Origin of the sequence: Pseudoalteromonas sp. SR41-7, from assembly GCF_014163935.1 — a bacterium.
Lineage (GTDB): Bacteria > Pseudomonadota > Gammaproteobacteria > Enterobacterales > Alteromonadaceae > Pseudoalteromonas > Pseudoalteromonas distincta.
On record NZ_JACJEF010000015.1, the window covers coordinates 17,034 to 41,681 of the forward strand.

The 24,648-nt window shown below is 39.4% G+C and carries 21 protein-coding genes; 5 read left to right on the forward strand and 16 right to left on the reverse strand.

The annotated features are described in order from the left end of the window. Window positions 1–261: 261 nt before the first annotated feature. The 3 genes from H5092_RS16610 to H5092_RS16620 form a co-directional block, all read right to left on the reverse strand. Window positions 262–1,263 (reverse strand): D-Ala-D-Ala carboxypeptidase family metallohydrolase, encoded by a 1,002-nt coding sequence (locus H5092_RS16610; protein ID WP_182734138.1) that lies wholly within the window; start codon window positions 1,261–1,263, stop codon window positions 262–264. A gap of 11 nt (window positions 1,264–1,274) precedes the next feature. Then, window positions 1,275–2,600, reverse strand: coding sequence for a murein L,D-transpeptidase (locus H5092_RS16615; RefSeq protein ID WP_182734140.1), 1,326 nt, complete (start codon window positions 2,598–2,600; stop codon window positions 1,275–1,277). A 210-nt stretch (window positions 2,601–2,810) separates the two neighbouring features. Then, entirely contained in the window at window positions 2,811–3,788 is a 978-nt protein-coding gene (locus H5092_RS16620; RefSeq protein WP_154903681.1) for a DNA topoisomerase IB, read from the reverse strand. A gap of 312 nt (window positions 3,789–4,100) precedes the next feature. On the opposite strand from H5092_RS16620, the gene H5092_RS16625 reads away from it, so the two are divergent. Together H5092_RS16625 and purU are read left to right on the forward strand one after the other, a co-directional pair. Next, window positions 4,101–5,987, forward strand: a complete 1,887-nt coding sequence (locus H5092_RS16625) for a hypothetical protein (RefSeq protein WP_182725105.1) — start codon at window positions 4,101–4,103, stop codon at window positions 5,985–5,987. Between the two features lie 206 nt (window positions 5,988–6,193). Next, a complete protein-coding gene (gene purU, locus H5092_RS16630) occupies window positions 6,194–7,024 on the forward strand; it encodes a formyltetrahydrofolate deformylase (RefSeq protein WP_024597310.1) in 831 nt (276 codons plus the stop codon). A gap of 100 nt (window positions 7,025–7,124) precedes the next feature. Here the strand turns inward: purU and H5092_RS16635 are convergent, their stop codons facing one another. Then, entirely contained in the window at window positions 7,125–7,775 is a 651-nt protein-coding gene (locus H5092_RS16635; protein ID WP_182734142.1) for a response regulator transcription factor, read from the reverse strand. A 104-nt stretch (window positions 7,776–7,879) separates the two neighbouring features. Continuing rightward, the gene (gene acs, locus H5092_RS16640) at window positions 7,880–9,820 is read right to left on the reverse strand and encodes an acetate--CoA ligase (RefSeq protein ID WP_024597311.1); all 1,941 of its coding nucleotides are present in this window, start codon (window positions 9,818–9,820) and stop codon (window positions 7,880–7,882) included. Between the two features lie 441 nt (window positions 9,821–10,261). Between acs and H5092_RS16645 the strand changes: the two genes are divergently transcribed. Together H5092_RS16645 and H5092_RS16650 are read left to right on the forward strand one after the other, a co-directional pair. Continuing rightward, window positions 10,262–11,428, forward strand: coding sequence for a DcaP family trimeric outer membrane transporter (locus tag H5092_RS16645; protein ID WP_024600614.1), 1,167 nt, complete (start codon window positions 10,262–10,264; stop codon window positions 11,426–11,428). Between the two features lie 219 nt (window positions 11,429–11,647). Beyond that, window positions 11,648–13,771, forward strand: a complete 2,124-nt coding sequence (locus H5092_RS16650; RefSeq protein WP_182694253.1) for a TonB-dependent siderophore receptor — start codon at window positions 11,648–11,650, stop codon at window positions 13,769–13,771. 190 nt (window positions 13,772–13,961) lie between these two features. On the opposite strand, the gene recA is transcribed toward H5092_RS16650, so the two are convergent. After that, complete coding sequence (gene recA / locus H5092_RS16655) at window positions 13,962–15,005, reverse strand: recombinase RecA (protein WP_002958952.1); 1,044 nt, start codon at window positions 15,003–15,005, stop codon at window positions 13,962–13,964. Window positions 15,006–15,072: 67 nt separating this feature from the next. Beyond that, window positions 15,073–15,561, reverse strand: a complete 489-nt coding sequence (locus H5092_RS16660; RefSeq protein ID WP_024597314.1) for a CinA family protein — start codon at window positions 15,559–15,561, stop codon at window positions 15,073–15,075. Between the two features lie 21 nt (window positions 15,562–15,582). Between H5092_RS16660 and mutS the strand changes: the two genes are divergently transcribed. Further along, on the forward strand, window positions 15,583–18,168 hold the full coding sequence (mutS, locus tag H5092_RS16665; RefSeq protein ID WP_182734144.1) for a DNA mismatch repair protein MutS: 2,586 nt from the start codon (window positions 15,583–15,585) through the stop codon (window positions 18,166–18,168). Between the two features lie 91 nt (window positions 18,169–18,259). Here the strand turns inward: mutS and rpoS are convergent, their stop codons facing one another. The 9 genes from rpoS to ftsB are packed head-to-tail and all read right to left on the reverse strand — an operon-like array spanning window position 18,260 to window position 24,618. Then, a complete protein-coding gene (gene rpoS / locus H5092_RS16670; protein WP_002958955.1) occupies window positions 18,260–19,234 on the reverse strand; it encodes an RNA polymerase sigma factor RpoS in 975 nt (324 codons plus the stop codon). Window positions 19,235–19,269: 35 nt separating this feature from the next. Then, window positions 19,270–20,094 (reverse strand): peptidoglycan DD-metalloendopeptidase family protein, encoded by an 825-nt coding sequence (locus H5092_RS16675; protein WP_182734146.1) that lies wholly within the window; start codon window positions 20,092–20,094, stop codon window positions 19,270–19,272. Between the two features lie 41 nt (window positions 20,095–20,135). Further along, on the reverse strand, window positions 20,136–20,714 hold the full coding sequence (locus tag H5092_RS16680; protein ID WP_002958957.1) for a YqaA family protein: 579 nt from the start codon (window positions 20,712–20,714) through the stop codon (window positions 20,136–20,138). Window positions 20,715–20,723: 9 nt separating this feature from the next. After that, entirely contained in the window at window positions 20,724–21,362 is a 639-nt protein-coding gene (locus H5092_RS16685; RefSeq protein ID WP_002958958.1) for a protein-L-isoaspartate(D-aspartate) O-methyltransferase, read from the reverse strand. Beyond that, window positions 21,352–22,116 carry a 5'/3'-nucleotidase SurE gene (gene surE, locus H5092_RS16690; protein ID WP_024600608.1) on the reverse strand — a complete coding sequence of 255 codons (765 nt, stop codon included), beginning with the start codon at window positions 22,114–22,116 and terminating at the stop codon, window positions 21,352–21,354. The genes H5092_RS16685 and surE overlap by 11 nt, the downstream gene beginning before the upstream one ends. Next, the gene (gene truD, locus H5092_RS16695) at window positions 22,097–23,149 is read right to left on the reverse strand and encodes a tRNA pseudouridine(13) synthase TruD (protein ID WP_182734148.1); all 1,053 of its coding nucleotides are present in this window, start codon (window positions 23,147–23,149) and stop codon (window positions 22,097–22,099) included. The genes surE and truD overlap by 20 nt, the downstream gene beginning before the upstream one ends. Further along, a complete protein-coding gene (gene ispF, locus H5092_RS16700; RefSeq protein ID WP_024604077.1) occupies window positions 23,146–23,643 on the reverse strand; it encodes a 2-C-methyl-D-erythritol 2,4-cyclodiphosphate synthase in 498 nt (165 codons plus the stop codon). The genes truD and ispF overlap by 4 nt, the downstream gene beginning before the upstream one ends. Continuing rightward, entirely contained in the window at window positions 23,640–24,341 is a 702-nt protein-coding gene (gene ispD, locus H5092_RS16705) for a 2-C-methyl-D-erythritol 4-phosphate cytidylyltransferase (protein ID WP_182734150.1), read from the reverse strand. Before ispD ends, ispF begins: the two co-directional genes overlap by 4 nt. Beyond that, complete coding sequence (ftsB, locus tag H5092_RS16710; RefSeq protein ID WP_002958963.1) at window positions 24,331–24,618, reverse strand: cell division protein FtsB; 288 nt, start codon at window positions 24,616–24,618, stop codon at window positions 24,331–24,333. The genes ispD and ftsB overlap by 11 nt, the downstream gene beginning before the upstream one ends. Window positions 24,619–24,648 lie beyond the last annotated feature (30 nt).

Below are 24,648 nucleotides of genomic sequence, written 5' to 3' on the forward strand. Positions count from 1 at the left end.
GCTGCTTATGCAGCCTTTATATTTAAAGCTTTTCGTACAAAATTAAAATAATTAATTATTGGAAAGCGGCTGATACACACCATGTTTATAGCTCACATAAGCGCCTCAGTTTAAAGTAAAAAAGACTAGCCCAGTAAAGATATAAAATGGGTATAAAACAAAGGGCTTATAAAAACCAAGCCCCTACCTTGGCTTAGCTAATCTCTTGTACAATTAGACTTAACTAGTTTAGCTTTATACTAAATGAGGTAGCCGTTGCAATTACTTACTCACCCATCGCGCTTTAAAACCACGCGTATCAACATGTATAAATGCGCCTCTGTGCGACTTAGGCCCATAAATACCTAAACCACCTAGCAAACCTTTAAATGATTCACGTCTAGCTAACGACTCCACTATATCGGCCATCGCTTTAGCGTCACCAATTGAATGCTTACCGTCATTATTTATATCATCCATACGGTAGTTGCCATCGTTATCTATAAAAATATCGGCAGCATCACCAAATACATGTCGGCTAAGTTTTACATTGCCAATTGATTTGTTGTAGTACGGAGTTCTATAACCGCTCATAACCACCATATTACTAACCGGTATACCTTCTAAAATCAGTTCTTTGCGTATTTTTTCTAGTTTAAGTAACAACTTATTTTGTAAAAATAAATACTTTGGGTACTTACTTCGCTGCTTACTAACAAATTCCTTTAGTGAAAAGTGAGGTGATATTTTTACGTTTTCATTTTCAGGCGTTACCTTAACAAAGCCATCGGGCACTATGTAGTGTGAAGCGTCTTTAATCTGTGAAGGTTTAGGGTAGTGCCCAATGTGGTAATACTTGAGCTTTCCTCCTTCAACATTGTCTGCCGGTACTTTTACAAATACGTTGATTTTCATACGCTGTTTTTTATCGGGCGACTCAATAATTACCGTTGTTAAACCGGGCTCTTTGGGTGCTTGCCATTGCCAACGGTTGGTGTCTGTAAGCTTAGATTTCCCCTGAGTGTTAATTAGCGTGTAAGCATTTTTTGATTGCGCAAAAAGCACTTCAAACTCAACTTGCTCTTGGGGCATTACAAATACTGAAAACACCGAATATGGCATAACTATATCGTTAATTTTTAGGCTAAATTCTGCATCTTCAAAGTTGGCTTTGTTTTTTATATCAACTACCTGATGCGCAGGCTTTGTAGGCGCGGCAGCAAATACACTATTGCTAAATATAATTGTAAATATGGCGATAGAAATATAATGAATAAATTGCATAAACCCTCTCATTATTTATTTTTTAATAAAGCGGCAATCACCGACTGTTCATCATTTTTTAATAGTGCTTTTTTATCGCGTTGATATATGTCATCTCTAAAGTTAACCAGCTTATTTTCGTCAACCCATGCAGTCCAATAAACTAAATGAATAGGAAGAGGCTCATCTAAATAAAACGTCTGAGTACTGTTTTGAGCAAGTGCGCTGTCCATATTATTGAGTGTTTGCGCTTCTCCTTCGTACTTAATAATTTCACGCGCTAACGAAAAAGGCTTTTCTATTCTTATACAGCCATGCGATAAGGCTCGGTTTGCTTGGCTAAAGCGGTGCTTTGCTGGCGTATCGTGAACATAAATTGCTTCGGCATTGGGGAATAAATACTTAACTTCCCCTAGGGGGTTTTCTTCACCAGCACGTTTTACTAAAAAGTGATCAAATTGGTACGGCTTAATAGAGTCCCAATCAATATTGCTTGGATTAACAGTTTGTGAGTCTAGGTAGCTGTTTTTTCTAATTTCAATATTATTTTTTACAAGATAGTCAGGGTCCTCGGCTACCTTTGGAGCAATTTCTTTGGTGGCAATTGAGGTGGGTATACGCCATTCAGGATTAACTACAAACTTTTCTATTTCGTCGCTAAATGCAGGTGTTTCCCAACTTGGTTTACCTACAATTACGTTATTTTTTAATTTTACATCGCCAGCTTTTACAAATCGTAAGCTGTATTCAGGAATATTTACATACACATATTGCTCATCACTTGCGCCTGCAAAGTTAGTTATTCTATAAAAGTTAAGTTTTAATTTATCGAGTTTTTGCTGTGCGGGCACATTAAGCGATGCAAAAGTACGCTTACCCACTCGGCCATCAACTTTTAAACCATGGCGGCTTTGAAATTGCTTAACAGCTTGCTCTATATCTTTATCAAACGTGCATATAACTTCGTCGCACACATTAGTTTTTAAGTCACGCTCTTGGTATAAACGCTGTGCAAGTAAGCTCACTTGTTTATTATTACTGCCTAGTTCAAGCAATTCATCGTTATATAAGTGTGTAAAACCACCTTTGTTAACTATTTCTTGATACCAATTAATGGCTTTTTCTGTACGTTCAATTAACTGCGCTGAATATTGGTCAAAGTAGTAGGTGTCATCTGCTTGCACGTACTTTTGTGAGTTGTAAGTAGTTAGTGAAGAGTTAGCGAGTACCACACTTTCAAGCTCATTGGCAGCGAGTGTTGGTGCTGAGCATAAGCCGCTCATGCCAATAAACAATGCAGTTTTTAAAGTAAAACCCTTTGCTTTAGTAAGCGCTTGATTTGAAAATGACCCCTTCACTGTGTACCTCCTCGCTAAATATCGTTGATAAATGCTTATGTACTTACCACTAAGTAGTACACTGGAGGTGCAACGGTAATGCCAAATTAAAGTTTCAAAATAAACAATTGAAATTTAATGACTTTTTAAAAAATCTTATTCTAAACGTTAATAAATTAAACTAGAGAATATGTAATTACTATGCTCAAGTGTGTAAAGTTGCTATGGCAATTAATCTTTTAAAAAAGCTAAAAAACCACGTTCATAACGACTCAAGTACTTTGTTTTTCGTGGTAATGAAAGAGACTCTCTCCACGCAGTTTGAGTATCTTCATCTTCTTTACACAGCGTAATTAAATCGGGATGCACATAAGATTTGCGTGCTATAGCGGGAGTATTACCAAGTTGCTCAGATACGCTATCAAGCATGTTTTTTAAACTAAGCGCCCCTTTAGCTTTAGCTAATTGTTTGAATGCAATAACGCTTGCTCGCCAAGTTCTAAAGTGTTTTGCACTAAACTCCTCGCCCATTATTTGCTGAATGTATTGGTTTATTTCACTTGATGTAACATTTGTGCGCTCACCTTCATTTATATACTGAAATAAATGCTGCCCGGGTAAATCTTGTAAGTCTTTTATAACATGGCTAAGCACCCTGTCGGTTATATTTACTTCACGTTCTTTACCTGATTTGGCACGATATTTTAGCTGAATATTTTTGCCCGTGAGTTGTGCATGGCGTGTTCGTAATGTTGTCGCACCAAAACTTTTATTTTGCTTTACGTTACGCTCGTTACCTACCCTCAGCGCACCTAAATCCATAAGTCTTACAACTGCTGCTAAAGTGCGTTCAATATTAAGCTCATCGCCTTGTAAGTCTGTTTCTAAACGCGCTCTTAACAAAGGGAGTTTATTACCAAATACTCCACATGCTTGGTATTTTTTTGCTTCTTGTTGCGCCCTAAATTCAGGATGGTAACGGTATTGCTTTCGCCCCTTACTATCAAATCCTGTCGCTAAAATATGTCCGTTTTCTTCTGGGCAAAACCAAGCGTTTTTATAGGCAGGCGGAAATGCCAATCCATTCAAACGATCAATCACATTTTGCTCTTTTATTTGCTTACCGATTGGATCAAAGTAAAGCCAACTTTTCTGTTTAAGTTTACGAGTGATCCCTGGTAAATTATCGTCTACATAAATTAGCTTCATTAACCCTCCAGTTATATTTAAGCATGCGTCGGAATACAAAATGTATCACTTTAAAATAACCTTAAACTGAACAAGATTATTGATATATAATAAAAAACCAACAACAATTATAAATACTTAATATATATTAATAATTCTATTTAGGTTTTCGTAAAAGTAGGTCGAACTTACGCGCCAGCAACAAGCCTATTACGATTAAACTCGATGCACTTAGCGCTAAAAAAAGCTACTTGAGATAGATTTATTACCCTAAGTTCAGATTAATTACACTTTGTCCCCCGCAATTGGGGTGCTGTTTAAATGGAGAATTCAATGGCTTTTGATTATGGATCGATTGATCTTGGACTAAAAAACCCCTTCAAACTGGAAGGTAAAGTAACAGCATTAAGAGGACTCATTGAGTCTATAGCAGGTATTAGTTTACTTGTTATTGCTGCGGGCTCTGTGAAAGAAGATACAACCGCGGGTTGGATTTTAATGGTGTTTGGCATGCTTATTTTAGCATTCGGCATTCGCTCACTATCGGCAGGTATTTACGCAACACTTAAATACTTTGTAGGTAGAAACCACCCAACTTCACTTGCTTATAACTACAGTAAATCGCAAGCATCAACCGCTCAAGAAGAACAAAAAGAAGTAGCCTACACAGCGCAATCACTTGAAGAAATGCTGGTTGGTCGTAAAAACAGTACATTTAAAGAGCCTAATGGTTTTTTATCACGCTTACTTCACAGCTTAATCCCTAAGTTATTGTTTCTACCATATCCTATTCGAAATGTTGCCCAGCGATTATTTGGCTCATGGGTAAGCACCTTTGTCGCCCTTATTGCTTATGGCCTTGTTGCATTTGTATCTTTGTCGGGCTTTACCGGTGAAGCTGGGGAATTAGCATTTCCGGTCTATAGTGCAATATTAATGTTTTACGTGCTTTTTTCGTGGCGCTCTACAGGTAAACCTATCTCTCGAAATGCAGAAAAGAATATTGAAGCACTTGGTACTGGTGCACTCGCTAAAATTATTTCTTTATCTTTTATTTTACCCATCGCTATTGGTCTTTCTATGTCATGGTTGATGAAAGAGCAGCACATTAGTAAACAAGAAATAGATAACTGGCTTGAGCAACTGCCTAGTCTTCATGCTGGAATGTACTTAATTGCAATTATTGTATTAGCAACTCTAAGCTGTGCGCTTGCTTTTATCATGATTAAAGCGCGTTTAAATTCAGTTACCCCTTCAGCTGAAGTATCTGAACTACGTGAAAACTGGCAAGAGTCTGTTCATCCAGACGAGATTTTCATAAACCTCGATAACCTAGTAATGGCTAATCGCCGTTATAAAGAAGTACCTAACAGAGTTTACAGAGAATTAGACCCTAAGCTTCAAGAACAAATAGAAGGTAAAGGCGGTTTTAAAGGTGAAATGATCCAAGAGATTCAGCCTAAACTGCACTCAATGGACTTAGGTAAAAACTTTACACTCGCGAGATTACTTGCTTTGGTGAGCGGTAACTTACTTTATATTGTAGCGTTAGCATTTACTGTACTTTTAGCGTATTCGTTTATTAATATTTACCATTACATTGATGCGGCAAATATTAATAGTTTTAAACAGGCATTTAATAACCAACATGTCATTCAATTTAGTGAGCTATTAATGACAAGCTTTCACTTATTGCTAATAGGCGTACTTATTAAAGCATTTGCGCAGTTACTTGCAAACACAGCGCATCTATTTTTTGCAGAAATGCAATTTGAGTCACTGCTTGTGTACTTTAAATGTGAAGGCACTTTTACTGAGTCTAAAATATCAACAGGTACTGGTATTCACGATAGCACCCGCTCAGAAAATACTTTAGTACGCAGTAGCATAACGCCTTGGATTATTGTTTCTCGTGTTATCTCTACTACGTTTGCTGCAACAGGTATGAAAAACCTTGAACATCCTCGCCACATTATGGAAATGCATAAAGACGAAGGACAATTACAAGCAATCAAAAAAGACGTTATTTCATTCTTAAAAGACCGCGAATCTATCGCCTCAATCACCAGTGAGCGTGATTTAGGTAATGCGTCACAAATACATCAACTAAACCAACAAACGCGCGCTATACCTACTCAGCAAGCGATAACGAAAGATGATGAAGAAGCTGCCGGGTATTTAAGACAAGAAGAAAACTTATCTCCCGAGCCCAAGGGTTAATTAACCTCAAACCTAGATAACTTTTATTAATGCCACCTTGTTAACTTAGGTGGCATTTTTTTTAACCTCTATTCAATACTTTTTAACTTTATTACCTCTTTTGCACTCAACAACATTATTAATATTGGATTAGTTCACAAAGCCCTTGCTTTATGTGCTAAAACACAAATAATGAAAGGATTAATTACAGGGTAAGAATGAGGACAATGAGCTATATACTAACCACCCAATGTGCTGATGATGTAGGCTTAATAGCTAAAATTACAGGGCTTTGCCATAAAAATAATTTAAACATTACGCGTAACAACGAATTTGTAGATAAAGACGCGCAGCGATTTTTTATGCGTACAGAGCTTACAGGTGAGCCACAAAGCGACTTTTTAGATCAATTGCGCGCACTGTTGCCACAAGGCGCTAAACTTGCGCTACATTGCGGCGCAAAAACTAAAGTAGTTTTACTGGCAACTAAAGAAGCTCATTGTTTAGGTGGTATGCTGTTAAAGCAATTTGAACAAACTCTTAATATTGAAGTACTCGCTGTAATTGCTAACTATGCTGATTTAGAGCCGCTAGCTAAAGGGTTTGGTGTGCCATTTCATGTTGTATCGCACGAAGGATTAACCCGTAGCGAGCATGATAAAAAGGTAGGCGATTTAATTGCCAGCTACAACCCTGACATTATTGGCCTTGCTAAATACATGCGTATTTTAAGTCCTGAATTTGTGGGTCGATTTGAAGGTAAGATAATTAATATTCATCACTCATTTTTGCCTGCATTTATAGGTGCTAAACCTTATCATCAAGCATTTGAGCGCGGCGTAAAAATTATTGGTGCTACCGCTCACTTTGTTAATAATGAGCTTGATGAAGGGCCTATTATTTTGCAAGATGTAACCAGCGTTACACATGCTAATACCGCCGAAATGATGGCTAAAATGGGCAAAGATGTTGAAAAAACAGTGTTTTGTAAAGCACTTCAACTTGCCTCAGAGCATAAGCTATTTATTAATGGTAATAAAACCGTGGTGTTTTCTTAGCATTAATCCAACTGCTTAATTATTCTACGTATAAAAAATGCCAGCATTGTTGCTGGCATTTTTTTGCTCATAAATAAGCTAAAAACTTTTTAAATGTAAATTATGCCTGCTCTATTGGTTCGAGCTTTAATTTAGCGGCAATTAAAACGGCTTGGGTACGATTGTACACACCGAGTTTTCTAAATATGGCTGTAATGTGTGCTTTTACTGTCGCTTCTGATATGTGTAGTTCATAAGCAATTTGCTTATTAAGTAAACCTTCGTGCAAATATTGCAGCACTCGGTATTGTTGAGGCGTTAATGAGGCAACTTGCGCTGCTATTTCTCTATCTTCACCTTCAATTTCAGCTACTTTGTTTTTTAGCTCTTTTGGTAGCCATGTTTCGCCTTCAAGTATTTGGTTAATTGCACTGGCAATATCATCAGACGATGATGATTTAGGAATAAAACCCATAGCGCCGTAACCCATTACTTTAGAAACGATATTCACGTCTTCACTACCCGAAACAACGGCAATAGGTAAGCTTGGGTATTCTTCTCTAATACGAATAAGACCATATAAATCACCATTACCTGGCATGTGAAGGTCTAGCAGTAATATATCAAGATCCTCTTGCTCGCTTAACACTTGCAGTGTGCTGTCAAAATCGGATGATTCAAAAACCTCTAAACCCTCAAATTTTGCGCTCAGTGCGCCCTTTAGTGCTTCACGAAATAACGGATGATCGTCCGCTATTAAAAACTGACTCATGGTTCACTCCTAATAAATTCGGCTGCCAGTTAGGTTTAAAACCTTTACTGACAGCCGATATACTACGTTTAGAATCAACTTGTAATCAAGTTTTTAACGCACATTTAACGATTTAATCTGTTCTCGATTAGTTCATCGACAACTGAAGGATCGGCAAGCGTTGACGTATCACCGAGTTGTTGGTGCTCATTTGCAGCGATTTTACGTAAAATACGACGCATAATCTTGCCTGAACGTGTTTTTGGCAAACCCGGTGACCATTGAATCATATCTGGAGATGCAATTGGGCTGAGCTCTTTACGAACCCAATTACGTACCTCTTTAGTTAATTCATCGCTTACAGTTACACCTTCGTTAGGCGTAATGTAAACATAAATACCTTGGCCTTTAATATCATGGGGGTAACCTACAACAGCAGCTTCTGCTACCGCTTCATGCGCAACTAACGCACTTTCAATTTCGGCAGTACCAAGGCGGTGCCCAGACACATTAAGTACATCGTCCACACGGCCTGTGATCCAGTAATAACCATCTTCATCACGACGACAACCATCGCCTGTAAAGTAAACTCCTGGGTAGGCGCTAAAATAAGTTTGTTCAAAACGTTCATGGTCGCCATAAACAGTTCGAGCTTGCGATGGCCAACTATCTAAAATAACTAAATTACCATCTACGGCACCTTCGAGTGTATTACCTTCAGCATCAAATAATGCAGGCGCAATACCAAAAAATGGATGTGTTGCAGAACCTGGTTTTGTATCAGTAGCGCCCGGAAGTGGTGTGATCATAATGCCACCGGTTTCTGTTTGCCACCATGTATCAACAATCGGGCAATTAGATTTACCAATACTCTCGTAATACCATGTCCACGCTTCTGGATTTATTGGCTCACCTACTGAACCTAAAATACGTAAACTATCGCGATGTGACGAAGCTGTAGGCTCATCACCTTTAGCCATTAGTGCTCTAATTGCTGTAGGGGCGGTATATAAAATAGTAACGCCGTGTTTATCAACTACTTCGCCCATACGCCCTGCAGTTGGATAAGTGGGGACACCTTCAAATAAAACCTGAGTACAACCGTTTACTAATGGCCCGTACGCAATGTAACTGTGGCCTGTGATCCAACCTACATCGGCACTACACCAATACACATCATCTTCTTTTAAATCAAATACGTATTCATGTGTCATTGATGAGTAAACTAAGTAGCCACCTGTAGTATGTACAACACCTTTAGGCTGACCAGTAGAACCTGATGTATACAATATAAACAAAGGATCTTCAGCATTCATTGGCTCTGGCTCACACTGTGCCGGTAAGTCAGCAACTAGCTCGTGCCACCATATATCGTGCTCATTCCAATCAACTTCACCGCCTGTTAATTGATGCACAATAACGTGTTCAATTGTGGTTACAGTTTCTTGCGCTACCGCTTCATCTACATTTGCTTTTAATGGAACACAATTTCCTGCTCTGCGTCCCTCATCAGAAGTAATAACAACCTTAGCACCAGAATCTCTAATACGATCAGCAATAGCCGATGGTGAAAAACCACCAAATACAACAGAATGAATAGCACCAATACGTGCACAAGCTTGCATTGCATACACCGCTTGTGGGGTCATTGGCATATAAATAGCTACGCGGTCACCTTTTTGTACACCCAGTTTTTTTAAACCATTGGCAAATTTAGCCACTTCGTCATGAAGTTTTTGATAAGTAATGTTCTCACTTTGAGAAGGATCATCTCCTTCCCAAATAAGCGCAATTTTGTCTGCTTTCGTTTTTAAGTGGCGGTCAATACAGTTGTAAGACGCATTTAAATAGCCATCTTCATACCATTTAATACTGATGTGGCCTTTATCAAAAGAGGTGTTTTTAACTTTAGTGTAAGGAGTAGACCAATCGAGGCGTTTGCCATGCTCACGCCAAAAACTTTCTGGGTCATCAATAGATTGCTTATAAAGCGTATTATATTTATTTTTATCAATGAGAGTCGCATCTTTAATATGCGCAGGAACTGGATAGATACTTTGTGACATCTTCGTCTCCATTTAAATTACTTGCCTTAAGCTTTTATCAAGGATTACTCAGCAGTACTTTATTAAGTATTAGACCTTAGTTGTACTCTACTCCAATTTACTCATTTGTAGTTTATAATCCACCTGCTTTCAATTTTTTACATAAATAATACAACGCGTTAAATGTAAGTAAATGCAAACTAATCAACTCTAAAACCTTAGTCTTATAGACCAATAGATAATTGAGTAAATATTGCACATATTCAAAAGTGTTTGTGTACTTTAATAAAGATATTTGCGGTATTACTTGCCAAAGCTTTATTTAACGAATGAAAACAATATGTGTATTGAAAAGCCAAATTAACACCCTTTTTTATTCGTAAGTAATACTAGTAGCAAGTAATACAACCTTACATGAAAAAAAAAGCAACAAACAACAAGTAGCCTATAAAGGACACCACAATGAAATTTACCCCATTAAAAACATTAGCAGCAAGCGCTGTATTATGTGCACTATCAAGCACTGCTTATGCAGCGACTGCCGCAAAAATTGGTGATACGGAATTTACTTACGGTGGATACATTAAACTCGACTCTATGTGGAGTGATTATTCAGCGGGTGCGCCTGCAGGCTCAAACGTAGGTCGTGACTTTTACGTACCAAGTACGTTAACAGTTGGCGATGATAACAGCTCAGATGCTGTATTTGATATGCATGCTCGTGAGTCACGTTTTAACTTTGGCACAGCCACTGTTATGGATAACGGTAAAACCGTTAATACTAAAATTGAAATTGATTTTTTGGCCTCGGCTGCTGGCGGTAATGAGCGAGTTTCAAATTCTTACGCCCCGCGTATTCGCCATGCGTTTGTGACTTACGATGGTTGGTTATTTGGTCAAACATGGTCTAACTTCCAAAACGTGGGGGCGCTTGCTGAAACGCTTGATTTTGTAGGTCCTGCTGAGGGTACTGTGTTTGTGCGTCAATCGCAAATTAAATACACCACTGGCGCATGGTCGTTTTCATTAGAAAACCCAGAAAGTACAATTTCTACTACTAGCGGTATGGTAGTAACTGATGATGCATCATTGCCTGACTTTACAGCTCGTTACACACACAAAGCCGATTGGGGTAACATTGTGGTTGCAGCGCTTGCTCGCCAACTTACTTATAAAGTAGGCAGTGTTGATGCAGATGAAACTTCTTTTGGTATTAGTGCATCAGGTAAAATAAACCTTGGTGAAGACAACCTTAAATTTATGCTTACTCAAGGTAAAGGCTTAGGCCGTTACGTAGGCTTAAACGTTGCTCACGGTGCTGTACTTAATGGCGATGAACTAGATGCAATTGATTCGACTTCTGGTTTTGTTGCTTACCAGCACAAGTGGACAAGCCAATGGCGTTCAACGTTCTTATACTCATTCTTCTCTGCTGATAACAACACTGATTTATTAGCTATTTCTGGTGATCCGACTGAATCAAGCCAAAGCTATAGCGCTAACATTCTATACTCACCGGTTAAACGTCTAACTTTTGGTGCTGAGCTAAAGCATGCTGAGCGTGAAACTGAAAGCGGCGTTGATGGCGATTTAGACCGCTTACAGTTTTCTGTTAAATACTCTTTTTAATAACTAGAAAGCTAACTACTTTAAAAAGCGGCCTAGGCCGCTTTTTTTATAAGCGAGATTGAGTTCTATATAATTCATCAATTCGTACCTAAAATCTTTATATGTGGCGCTAAAATCCAAAAAAATAGAATTATTATTGATAAAAACACTAAACACAATTGCAAATCGATATCATTTAGATTAAGTTACGCACTTCTTTTGAACTAACTGGAAAAACTTATGTCGTCCCCTCAAGTTTTGCGTTTATCTAAACTAAGCTTTGCTACTTCTTTAATTTTATCTGGTTATGCACTTGCTGATGAGGCAAATGTAAAATCTGAACCTCTCGAAAAAATTGCGGTATATGGTCAGCATCATAAAAACTACATTACTGAAGAAGCGCAATCGGCTACCAAACTAGGTTTAACAATTAAAGAAACACCACAATCAATCTCGGTAGTTTCACGCGCACTAATGGACGACTTTTCACTAGACGACATAAACTCAGTACTTGAAAGCACGCCAGGCGTAACAGTAGAGCAAATAGAAACAGATCGTACTTACTTTAAGGCCCGTGGTTTTGAAATTACGAACTTTCAAGTTGATGGCTTAGGGATCCCACAAAGCTCAGGCTCTATTCAAGGTAGTCTTGATACATCAATTTATGACCGTGTAGAGATAGTTCGCGGTGCTAATGGTTTAATGACTGGCGCTGGTAATCCTTCTGCAACTGTAAACATGGTTTTAAAAAAGCCAACTTATACAACACAGGCAAATGCATCAGCATCTTATGGCTCATGGAATAAAAAACGTTTAGATTTAGATGTATCTACGCCAATAAATGAAGACCACGCTGTACGCGCTGTATTTACAAAACAAAAAGCTGATTCATACTTAGATCGTTACGAAACAGATAAAACAATTATTTACTTAGCCTACGAAGGTAAATTAACGGACAGCACACTATTAAGTGTTAACTACGTTAACCAACAAAAAGACGCAGATAGCCCGCTGTGGGGTGCACTACCTCTTTATTATACAGACGGAACAGCAACCGATTACGACGAATCAACCAGCACTGCTGCTGACTGGTCTTACTGGGATAACAGTGCTGAGCAAGTATATGTAACACTTGAACAAAACTTATCGGCAACATGGGTAGCTAGAGCACGTTATGCTCACATCGAAAACGAACAAGACTCAGAGTTGTTCTACGTATACGGCACCCCTGATAAAGATACTGAACTTGGTTTAACAGGTTATGCTAGCCGTTATGATTACGAAGATAAGCATGACTTATTTGATTTATATGCCAGTGGTAAGTTTGATTTATTTGGCCAAGAGCACGACCTATCATTTGGTGTTAGCCAAGCTAAAATGGATTACAACGAGCAGTCTCTTTACGATTACACTACAGGCAATGGTTTTCCAGCTATGCCATCACTTAAAACGTGGGATGGTGTAGTACCAGAGGCAACACTTGCTGATGGCTTAAATGGTAGTGATATTACTAACGAGCAAAAATCAGCTTACATATCTACTCGCATTAGATTAAGTGAGCCTTTAAGTGTGCTCGCTGGTGTGCGTTATACAGATTGGAAAACTAAAGGGAGTGCTTACGGTGTTGAGCAAACAAGAAGCGACTCTGAAGTTATTCCTTATATTGGCACGGTGTACGACTTTAACGAGTCTCTATCAGCTTATGCAAGCTACACAGAAACATTTGTACCGCAAAAAGAGCTTGATATTAATGCCAACCAATTAGCTCCCGTAATAGGTAAAAGTAGTGAAGTTGGTATAAAAGCACAGTTACTTGATGACCAAATTTTCGTAACTTTTGCTTACTTCGATGCAAAGCAGGAAGGGCTTGCCATAGCTTTACCCGACTCACTACCTAGTGATACGCGTTATTATGCAGCAGATGGTATTAACAGCAACGGCTTTGAAGTTGAACTAAGTGGTCGAATAACCGATGATTTAAGCGCAAGTGTAAGTTTTAGTAACCTAAATATTGATGGTGATGATTTAGTTAAAGATTACACACCTGAAAACCAACTTAAAGTGGCCGCAACCTACCAAGTACCTTTAGTTGATGGTTTATCATTTGGTGCAAACTATCGCTGGCAGGATTCAACTAGCCGAGTTCAAGTCGAAGATGCAAATGGTATTGCAAGCGTCACTACTCACCAAGATGCATACGGGTTACTTGATTTAATGGCCACTTACGAAATTACAGATAACGTAGGAGTCACTTTCAACGTAAATAACACCACCGGTGAAAAATATTTGCACAGCCTGTACTGGGCACAAGGTTACTACGGTGCACCTCGTAACTACGCCCTATCTGTAAACTGGCAATTATAAATATATTTGATTAATTAAAGACTCTAGATTTTTTTAATTCAATAGAAAAAAACGACACATTTTTAATGTGTCGTTTTTATTTTATCTAACCTGATGTAAGTTTTTAATAACAAAAAAGCGCTAATCATTACTGATTAGCGCTTTTCAAAGCTCGGGTCAAATCAAGCTTAAAAACTCATTTGGGTGCAGTTTAAAGGTCTGGATCGTCGCCTAACTTATCTTCACCGTCTTCAGGTTCAATAGTTGCTTTTAGTAAAAGCATTTCGCGTAACTTACCTTCAATCTCATCTGCAATTTCTGGGTTTTCTTTCAAAAACTTAATTGAGTTAGATTTACCTTGACCAACCTTGTTGCCACTGTAACTGTACCAAGCACCTGCTTTTTCAACAATTTTATGCTTAACACCTAAATCAATTAACTCGCCTTGCTTAGAAATACCTTCGCCATACATGATGATAAATTCAGCTTGTTTAAATGGCGGCGCTACTTTGTTTTTAACAATTTTAACGCGGGTTTCGTTACCAACAACTTCATCACCTTCTTTCACAGAACCAATACGACGAATATCAATACGTACCGATGCGTAAAACTTAAGTGCATTACCACCCGTTGTTGTTTCTGGGTTACCAAACATAACACCAATTTTCATACGGATTTGGTTAATGAAAATACATAACGTGTTAGAACGTTTAATATTACCAGTAAGCTTACGTAATGCCTGTGACATTAAACGTGCTTGCAAGCCCATGTGCGAGTCGCCCATGTCGCCTTCAATCTCAGCTTTTGGTGTAAGTGCAGCAACCGAGTCAATAATAACAACGTCTACTGCGCTTGAACGTACTAACATGTCACAAATTTCTAGTGCTTGCTCACCTGTATCAGGTTGAGATACAAAAAGGTCATCAATATTTACACCTAGTTTTTGTGCATATACAGGATCAAGAGCATGCTCAGCATCAATGAAGGCACATGTTTTACCTTCTTTTTGAGCTTCTGCGATAACTTGTAAAGTAAGCGTTGTTTTACCAGATGACTCAGGACCATACACTTCAACAATACGTCCCATAGGTAAGCCACCTATGCCTAAGGCAATATCAATACCTAGTGAACCTGTAGATACAGATTCAATGTTTAACGCTTTGTTGTCACCCAATTTCATAATTGAGCCTTTACCAAATTGACGTTCAATTTGTGATAGTGCTGCGTCTAACGCTTTTTGTTTGTTATCGTTCATTTTGTTCTCCAATCCAGCTAATGCGAACAAGTATACTGTATGAAATCACAGTATCAAGCTAATTTTTTCATTTTATCTCATCTATTACACTTTTTAATGCAAATACAATAGCTTGCAGTCTTACTTGAGCCCTATCACCAGTAAATATTTGTTTAAAGGTCAGTACTTTGTCATCAATTTGTATGCCAAACCATACAAGTCCAACAGGTTTACCTTCTGTCGCCCCGCCAGGCCCTGCAATGCCCGATACAGCTATAGATATATTAGCGTTTGTTGCTTTAATAGCACCTACTGCCATTTCATGGACTGTTTGCTCGCTCACAGCACCGTATTGATTTAATGTACTAGCACTAACATTGAGCAAATCTTGCTTTGCTTGGTTACTATAAGTGACAAATGCACGGTCGATATAAGCTGAACTTCCAGGTGTATCGGTAAGCGCATAACTCACTCCGCCACCAGTACATGACTCAGCAGTAGTGATCCATAAGCATTTATCCGTTAAAATAGCGCCTAATTGCGCAGCAAGTGTTTTAATCTCTTGATGTAATTCCATATTCAGCCTTTGGGTAAATACATGTCGTTTGATCTTTATGCACCACACACTATAAAACAACAAACCCCTATGATGCAGCAGTATCTAAAAATAAAATCAGAGCATCGCGATATTTTATTGTTTTATCGTATGGGCGATTTTTACGAACTTTTTTTTGATGACGCTAAACGCGCCGCTCAATTACTCGATATTTCGCAAACTCATCGTGGTAAAGCTGGCGGCGATCCCATTCCTATGGCGGGCGTACCCTACCATGCGGTAGAAAACTACTTAGCACGTCTAGTCCAAATGGGTGAGTCAGTCGCTATCTGCGAACAAGTGGGAGATCCTGCAACCAGTAAAGGCCCTGTTGATCGTAAAGTAGTGCGTATAGTTACACCCGGTACAATTTCTGATGAAGCGCTTTTACAAGAACGACAAGACAATCTCCTTACCAGCGTTTGGCAAAGTAAAAAAGGCCTATACGGGATTGCTTATTTAGACATTAACTCTGGTCGTTTTAATATTGTCGAAGTAAATACCGACGAAGCCTTTAGCTCAACTATTCAGCGCCTATCACCAGCCGAGCTTCTGTATAGCGAAAGCTTTGAAAACGTTCATTTAATTGAACATATAAAAGGCGCTCGCCGTCGCCCAGAGTGGGAGTTCGACTTAGATACGGCTCAGCACTTATTATGCGATCAGTTTGGTACTAAAGATTTAGTTGGCTTTGGTGTTGATAAAGCCCATAGCGCGCTTGTTGCTGCAGGTTGCCTAATGCAATACGTAAAAGATACACAACGTATTGCACTGCCGCATATTCGTGCAATTACGCTTGAGCACAACGAACACGCTGTTATTTTAGATGCCGCTACCCGTAAAAATTTAGAATTAACTGTTAATTTATCAGGCGGGTTTGAAAATACACTTGCTCAAGTACTTGATAAAACAGCAACGCCAATGGGTTCTCGCTTACTTAAGCGCCGTATTCATACACCAATTCGTAATAAAGACGAGCTAAATTCACGTTTAAATGCAATTAGCGCTATTTTAGATGCGCAGCTTTGCGGTGATTTACACGAATCATTAAAAGAGATTGGTGATGTAGAGCGTGTTATTGCACGCCTAGCTTTATGTACTGCACGCCCGCGTGATTTAACTCGCCTGCGCAGTGCGCTACAAGCACTTGCACCACTGCATACTTTGTTAGCTGACGCTAACGATCCTCGTATAGCAGGTATCATCAAGCACTCGCCTGAACTCCCTGATTTACAAGCGTTATTAGAACGAGCTGTGATAGAAAACCCACCGGTACTTATTCGTGACGGTGGTGTTATTGCTCCAGGTTACAATAGTGAACTTGATGAGTGGCGTAACTTAAGCAAAGGTGCCACTGATGTCCTTGAGCAATTAGAACTGCGAGAGCGCGAACGTACGGGCATTAGTACGCTTAAAATTGGTTATAACCGCGTACATGGCTTTTTTATTGAAGTAAGTAGAGCTAATGCGCACTTAGTGCCAGCCGACTACATTCGTCGCCAAACGCTTAAAAATAACGAACGCTACATTATTCCAGAGCTTAAAGAGCACGAGGATAAAGTACTCGGTAGCCAATCAAAAGCTCTCGCGCTTGAAAAACAACTATACGAGGAGCTGTTTAGATTTATTGCTCCACATATTGAGCAGTTGCAAATGATGGCAGCAGCATTGGCCGATTTAGACGTTTTAAACAATTTAGCTGAGCGTGCATTCGCACTCAATTATGCAAAACCAGAATTGTGCGATAACGACAATATAAGCATTAAGCAAGGTCGTCACCCTGTTGTTGAACAAGTAATGAAAGAACCGTTTATTGCTAACCCTGTTGAATTAAACAGCCAACGTAAAATGCTAATTATTACCGGTCCAAACATGGGCGGTAAATCAACCTATATGCGCCAAACGGCACTTATTGTTTTAATGGCTCACATTGGCAGTTATGTACCCGCTGACAGCGCTAAAATTGGTAATATCGACCGCATATTTACACGTATTGGTGCAAGCGATGATTTAGCATCAGGGCGTTCAACCTTCATGGTAGAAATGACCGAAACAGCGACTATTTTAAATAATGCCACGGCGCAGTCTTTAGTGTTAATGGATGAGATTGGTCGCGGTACAAGTACTTACGATGGACTCTCTCTTGCGTATGCAACAGCCGATCATTTAGCATCAAAAATATCTGCTAAAACATTGTTTGCTACGCACTACTTTGAATTAACAGAACTTGCTGAGCAAACTACGGGCCTTGTAAACGTGCACCTTGATGCAATAGAGCATAACGACACTATTGCGTTTATGCATACAGTTCTCGACGGTGCAGCAAGCAAAAGCTTTGGTTTACAAGTAGCAGCTCTTGCAGGTGTGCCAAAAGCTGTGATTGCACAAGCAAAGCAAAAACTTAAGTTGCTTGAAAATCATCAAAGCGTTACTGCACCAAATACAGAGCAACAAGCCTTTACTTTTAATAACGAAATTGCACAAAGTACACCTTCTGAAGTTGAAGAGCAGTTAAGCGCAATCGACCCTGATAATTTATCGCCACGCCAAGCGCACGATTTGTTATATAAACTAAAAGCATTGCTGTAATTTATATCACCTAATTTACAAGCATAAAAAAAGCCGAAGAATAAACTCTTCGGCTTTTTAACACACATAGTCTCTTAAACTATTTAACTAGTTACGAAAACTGATTAAACAAGCTATCTGTACTTAAACCTTCTTGTTGCAAAATGTCTTTTAGACGACGTAATGCCTCTACCTGAATTTGTCTTACTCGCTCACGTGTTAAGCCTATTTCACGACCTACATCTTCAAGTGTAGATGGCTCATAGCCAAGCAGTCCAAATCGACGTGCTAACACTTCACGTTGTTTAGGGTTTAATTCACCTAACCAATCAACAATATGTTTATTAATATCATTATTTTGTACTTCGCCTTCAGGACCAGCACTTTTTTCATCAGGGATGATATCAAGTAGTACACTGTCGTTTTCGCCACCAATAGGCATGTCTACTGATGCAATTCTTTCGTTTAAACGTAGCATTTTAGTAACGTCTTCAACGGGTCTATCTAGGCAAGCTGCAATTTCGTCAGCTGTTGGCTCATGGTCAAGCTTTTGAGTTAACTCACGCGCTGTACGTAAATAAACATTAAGCTCTTTAACTACATGAATAGGTAAGCGAATGGTACGCGTTTGGTTCATAATGGCACGTTCAATTGTTTGACGTATCCACCATGTAGCGTAAGTAGAGAATCTAAATCCACGCTCAGGGTCAAATTTTTCAACTGCGCGAATTAAGCCTAAGTTACCCTCTTCAATTAAATCAAGTAGAGCAAGGCCGCGATTATTGTAACGACGTGCTATTTTAACAACCAAACGTAAGTTACTTTCAATCATACGTTTACGTGAGGCTTCACACCCTCGAAGTGATTTGCGAGAAAAAAACACTTCTTCTTCAGCACTAAGCAAAGGAGAAAAACCAATTTCGCCTAAATAAAGTTGAGTTGCGTCAAGATTTTTAGTTACTTCTTCTTTAGCAAAGATTTCATCGTCGTCTACTTTATCTAGTAGAGCTGTGCTTTCATCAACATCGATGTCATCGAACTTTTCGTCAGTCGTAGTATGTTTGTCAAGTTTTGCTGCGCTAGCCATAAGCCTTCTCCCGAGCAATTATCAATACCTAAAAATTAGGGTAGGTATTTAGCAGGATTGACAGCTTGCCCTCGGTAGCGAATTTCAAAGCGAAGCGCGGTGACCGGAGATTCTGAATTACCAATTTCTGCTATTTTTTGTCCTGCCTTAACTTTCTGCTTTTCTTTAACAAGTAATTTCGAGTTATGTGCATAAGCACTTAGGTAATCATCATTATGTTTCAATATGATTAAACTACCATAACCTCGAAGGGCGTTACCCGCGTATACCACTGTTCCTTGTGCCGCAGCTAAGACTGAAGCCCCTTTGCGATTAGTAATCTGTAAACCTTTATAACCGTTTTCCTTATTAGAAAAGCGTTTGGTAATTTTGCCCTGTGCAGGCCAAAACCACTTAACTTTACTGCTCGACAAACGTTTAGTATTACTAATTTTGTTACTGGCTTGTTTCTGAACATACTCTCGTTGTTTTGGGGGATCAAGCTCTTTCTTTAAAATTTTGTTATTTTTTTGTAATTTTTTTATAGACTTTTTACTCGAATTCGTATAATTTCCATCCCTTTTTGTTTTTTCGGGCTTAGTGAGTAAGGAGATGTTTTGCCCAGGGAAAATTGTGTAAGGTGATGGAATTGAATTGTTTTTTGCAAGTAATCTAAAGTCTTGCCCAGCACTAAAGGCAATAGAGTAGAGCGTATCTCCTTTTTGTACTTTATAGCTAGCCCCATTGATGTTAACAGTATGACCTAAATCATTAACATTATTATTTAAGCTACTAACAGGTGCAGGAACATGGCGAGAAGAGCAACCAAAGAGAAAAATACTAATAAATATAGTTACATACAGTAAACACTGTTTATTCATTGTATTTTTCCCCTAAATTAGAAAATTGATATTTTTAACGCTTAACGCAATAAAAAGTAAGCTAGCGCAATTAATACCACTAATCCCCAACCAAGTATTTCAATATACTGACGTAATTTTCGCTCCATTTGAGCTCCGCCCCACTTCATTAAGGCTGAAACTAAAAAGAATCGCGCACCGCGCCCAATGGCTGATGCTATTAAAAATGGCAAAAATGCCATTTGTAAAACGCCTGCGCCAATCGTAAATACTTTATATGGTATAGGCGAAAAACCGGCTAAAAACACAACCCAAACACCGTAATCCTTAAACCAGTTTAGTGCTATATCAAACTTTTCTTGCCAGTGCATTTGTGCAATCAATGGCTCTACAACGGGTTCAAATAGCCAAAAACCAAGTAAGTAACCAACCACTCCACCAATAACCGATGCTATTGTGGCAAAGCTTGCAAATCGCCATGCTTTGTTTGGTTGCGCAAGTGACATAGGTGCAAGCATTACATCAGGTGGTATCGGGAAAAAAACTGATTCTGCAAAGCTCATAGCAGCTAAGTAACGTTCCGCATGACGGTGTTTTGCCCACACTAGGGCCATATCGTATAACTTGGTAAACAACTTCAAAATGAATTCCTATTCAATATCGCCAGGTACTAACGGCACAAATCTAACGGGAGCAATAACATGCTCTTTATAATTATCGCCTTTGCGGATAACCATTACTAATTTTTGATCGCTCTCACCAATTGGGGCTAATAACACGCCACCATCGGCCAACTGAGCAAGTAAGTCTTGCGGAACTTTAGAGGCCGCAGCAGTCACTATAATACCATCAAACGGCGCTTGTGATTGCCAGCCTTGCCAACCATCGCCATGCTTCATGGTTACATTATATAAATCGAGTTGCTGCAAACGTCTTTTTGCCTGCCACTGAAGTGTTTTAATACGCTCTACCGAGTAAACCTTTGTAAACGTTTTGGCCAATATTGCAGTTTGATACCCAGATCCCGTACCTATTTCTAGCACTTTATTGCGCACACCAGCTAAACGAAGTAGCTCTGTCATGCGCGCTACTATGTAAGGCTGAGAAATTGTTTGCCCTTGCCCAATAGGGAGCGCTGTATTTTCATAGGCTTTGTGTTTTAGCACATCATCTATAAAAATATGGCGCGGAATATCAGCTATAGCACTAAGTACTTGCGTATCTTCAACACCTTCACGCTTTAGTAAGTCAGAAAGCGCTTTAGCACTGCGGGTATAATTAGCGAGCACGATTAATCTCCAAATCGGCTAACCATTCTCCTACTGCCTTTAAGCTATCTTTAGCTGTCATATCAACACTCAGTGGCGTAACTGAGGCATAGCCATTATTGATTGCGTAAAAGTCGGTGCCTTCACCAGCATCGCTTTCGGTGCCAAGCGATCCGTACCAATAAATATCACGCCCCCAAGGATCGGTTTGTTTAGTCATAGTTTCGGCTTTATGACGAGCACCTAAACGTGTTACTTGCACCCCTTTTAATTCACTTAATGGAATATCTGGCACATTAATATTTATTATTTGATCTTTTGGAAGCGGATGCGAAGCCAAGCCTTTAATAATATTTACGGTAACAGCAGCGGCTGTTTCAAAATGATCGCCATTATGTGAGCAAAGCGATACCGCAATTGCAGGCAGACCTAAATGGCGACCTTCAGTTGCAGCGGCAACAGTACCGGAATAAAGCGTGTCATCACCCAAATTGGCACCATGGTTAATACCTGCAACAACAAGGTCGGGCTTTTCATCAGCTAGCTGATTTACACCTAAATGTACACAATCAGTGGGTGTGCCATTAACTGACATAAAACCATTTTCGAGTGTAGTCGCTCGTAGCGGGTTCATAAGTGTTAAAGAATTACTCGCACCACTACAGTTGCGATCAGGTGCAACAAGGGTTACATCTGCAATTTGTATAAGCGCCTGATATAAAACCGCAATGCCTTTGGCATTTACGCCATCATCGTTACTTAACAGTATCTTCATTTATGCCATTATCCTTTTCTTTGCGCTCTCGAGGGCTAGCATCAGTGTAATCCACCAGCTCACGTAATAATGCGGTTGCAAAACACCCTTTTGGCAAACCAAAGCTTAGTTTTAGTGTGGTTTCATCAAGTGTTTCAACGGTTAAGTTTTGTGGAATTAAGCGCAGCATTCGGCGCTCATTTTTAAGGCCTAACTCACCTAAACCATCACACCATGTTTGGAAAGGTGCAAGCCATATTTTTTCTTGTTCGGTTAAGCCTTTTTCGCTTTTTCCCACCATAGGTGCCGAAATCATAATATCGCCGGTAGCTAATCGCTCTATGTTTTCGTCATTAATTGCATCTTCAAAAAATGCATTGCTGCCGCTGAGCATAAATACTTCACGGTGCATTGTTTTAGCTAAACCATGCTCTTTTACACGTAAGCTCACTAACTGATTAAATACATGCGATCGTGCTGCTGAAATAATAATACCGCGCAACTTTTTATCGCGAATACGCTCACCGGCAAACATTTTTTCAGCCATAACTAAGTTATGACCGCCATGCCCAAAGCGCTGCTCGCCAAAGTAATTAGGCACACCTGCGCGTACTGCGTTAATACGACATAAAATATCAAGAGGGTTGGTTACGTTACGAAGCGTAATAGTAAATTTATTACCTTTGTGGCAGCCCGTACGTAACTTACGGTCGTGGCGCTGTTGCGACACAATAAAAATACTCTCACTATTTAAATCGCTAAAATCGATAGGCTTTTTAATTGGTACTTTTACACTAAACCACTGTGAGCACACGCCGTGGCGATCTTTCATGCCTGCATAGCTTACGTCTCGCGGTGAAACACCCGCACGCTGTGCAATTAGCTTTGCAACGTATTGCGTGTTTTCGCCTTTTTTAACCACCTGCAAACACACGTGTTCGCCACTGCCGGTAAATTCTATACCTAAGTCTTCATCAACCATAAAGTCTTCAGCTGTGGTTTTAAAATCAGCTTTAGAAAGCGGTGCACCGTATAAATAATTTAAATCGCTCATGCGTTTTTTGTACTCGCAAGCTCTTTACTCATAATAACCACCGCATGGCTCGAAATACCTTCTTTGCGCCCTTCAAAGCCTAGCTTTTCGGTAGTAGTGGCTTTAACGTTAATTTGGCTAAGGTCGCAATTTAAATCGCTGGCTAAATTAGCGCGCATAGCTTGAATATGTGGCAACATTTTTGGTGCCTGAGCAACAATAGTCACATCGCCATTACCAAGTACATAACCTTGTTCTTTAGCTAAGCCCACCACATGGCGAAGTAAAATACGGCTATCGATATTTTCATACTCGCTTGCCGTATCGGGAAAGTGCTTACCAATATCACCCATTGCAAGTGAGCCTAAAATAGCATCGCATAATGCATGAATAGCAACATCACCATCTGAGTGCGCTAAAAAGCCCTGTGGGTAATCAATTTTTTCACCACAAATAGTTAACGGGCCTTCGCCACCAAATTTATGTACGTCAAAACCATGGCCAATTCGTATCATAATCCACTCTCGTTTTGTTGTTTATGTAATAAAAACCCAGCCAGATCTAAATCCTCTGGCGTGGTTATTTTAATATTATCGCTACGACCTGCTACAAGCTTAACCGGTTTACCCGCCCACTCAATTGCACTGGCTTCATCGGTAATAGTAGCCCCACTTGCTAATGCGTTTTGCAGTGCATTTTTAAGCTCGTCGTATTTAAAAAACTGCGGGGTAAGTGCTTGCCATAAATCGTCTCGTGGCACAGTTTGTAGGGCATGAGTGTGGCCGCGTTTTATAGTATCTTTTACTTTGCTAGCTAAAATACCGCCTTCATCAGCGCGTATACATTCATCAATTAAACGTTCTATATCACTGATATTAACTAATGGACGAGCAGCATCATGCACCAATACCCATGCTGGAGGGTTAGGCGCTAAAAAAAGCAAGCTGTTAAGCACCGAGTCGGCTCGCTCTTTCCCACCACTGGCTCGCACAATGCGATTATCAAGCAGTGGGAGTTCGTCAAAATAGGGGTCGCTGTCGCTAAGGGCAACAACAATAGTGCGTAATTGAGGTAATTGAGAAAGTTTAGCTAAGGTGTGTTCTAAAATGGTTTTACCGGCTAATTGTATATATTGCTTAGGCGCATTGTGCTGCATTCTACTGCCAACACCCGCAGCAGGTACAATTGCTGCAATAGTCTGTTTATTTGTCATATTGTTTGCCCGGTAAAACACGAATAAATGTTTCGTCCGGTTTAATCATTCCCAATTCGTTGCGTGCACGCTCTTCAATGCCTTCTTGGCCAAGCTTTAAGTCTTCAATATCTGCTTTAAGTACTTTATTACGTTTAATGAGTTTTTCGTTGGTTTGATGATGCGACGTTACTGCACCTTTTAGTCGTGTGTAGTCTTGTAAACCATTATGACCAAACCATAACCTGTATTGTACAAACAGTGCTAAGCACAGTAAGCCAACTTGAAAAATACGCATTTAACACTCCTTATTTTAAATTCCAAATAC

What these genes read in the sequence shown, in the direction of transcription:
- H5092_RS16610 (WP_182734138.1), bottom strand. Translation starts at nt 1,263, where the DNA reads ATGCAATTTATTCATTATATTTCTATCGCCATATTTACAATTATATTT.
- H5092_RS16620 (WP_154903681.1), bottom strand. Translation starts at nt 3,788, where the DNA reads ATGAAGCTAATTTATGTAGACGATAATTTACCAGGGATCACTCGTAAA.
- H5092_RS16625 (WP_182725105.1), top strand. Translation starts at nt 4,101, where the DNA reads ATGGCTTTTGATTATGGATCGATTGATCTTGGACTAAAAAACCCCTTC.
- purU (WP_024597310.1), top strand. Translation starts at nt 6,194, where the DNA reads ATGAGCTATATACTAACCACCCAATGTGCTGATGATGTAGGCTTAATA.
- H5092_RS16635 (WP_182734142.1), bottom strand. Translation starts at nt 7,775, where the DNA reads ATGAGTCAGTTTTTAATAGCGGACGATCATCCGTTATTTCGTGAAGCA.
- acs (WP_024597311.1), bottom strand. Translation starts at nt 9,820, where the DNA reads ATGTCACAAAGTATCTATCCAGTTCCTGCGCATATTAAAGATGCGACT.
- H5092_RS16645 (WP_024600614.1), top strand. Translation starts at nt 10,262, where the DNA reads ATGAAATTTACCCCATTAAAAACATTAGCAGCAAGCGCTGTATTATGT.
- H5092_RS16650 (WP_182694253.1), top strand. Translation starts at nt 11,648, where the DNA reads ATGTCGTCCCCTCAAGTTTTGCGTTTATCTAAACTAAGCTTTGCTACT.
- recA (WP_002958952.1), bottom strand. Translation starts at nt 15,005, where the DNA reads ATGAACGATAACAAACAAAAAGCGTTAGACGCAGCACTATCACAAATT.
- H5092_RS16660 (WP_024597314.1), bottom strand. Translation starts at nt 15,561, where the DNA reads ATGGAATTACATCAAGAGATTAAAACACTTGCTGCGCAATTAGGCGCT.
- mutS (WP_182734144.1), top strand. Translation starts at nt 15,583, where the DNA reads ATGTCGTTTGATCTTTATGCACCACACACTATAAAACAACAAACCCCT.
- rpoS (WP_002958955.1), bottom strand. Translation starts at nt 19,234, where the DNA reads ATGGCTAGCGCAGCAAAACTTGACAAACATACTACGACTGACGAAAAG.
- H5092_RS16675 (WP_182734146.1), bottom strand. Translation starts at nt 20,094, where the DNA reads ATGAATAAACAGTGTTTACTGTATGTAACTATATTTATTAGTATTTTT.
- surE (WP_024600608.1), bottom strand. Translation starts at nt 22,116, where the DNA reads ATGAAGATACTGTTAAGTAACGATGATGGCGTAAATGCCAAAGGCATT.
- truD (WP_182734148.1), bottom strand. Translation starts at nt 23,149, where the DNA reads ATGAGCGATTTAAATTATTTATACGGTGCACCGCTTTCTAAAGCTGAT.
- ispF (WP_024604077.1), bottom strand. Translation starts at nt 23,643, where the DNA reads ATGATACGAATTGGCCATGGTTTTGACGTACATAAATTTGGTGGCGAA.
- ispD (WP_182734150.1), bottom strand. Translation starts at nt 24,341, where the DNA reads ATGACAAATAAACAGACTATTGCAGCAATTGTACCTGCTGCGGGTGTT.
- ftsB (WP_002958963.1), bottom strand. Translation starts at nt 24,618, where the DNA reads ATGCGTATTTTTCAAGTTGGCTTACTGTGCTTAGCACTGTTTGTACAA.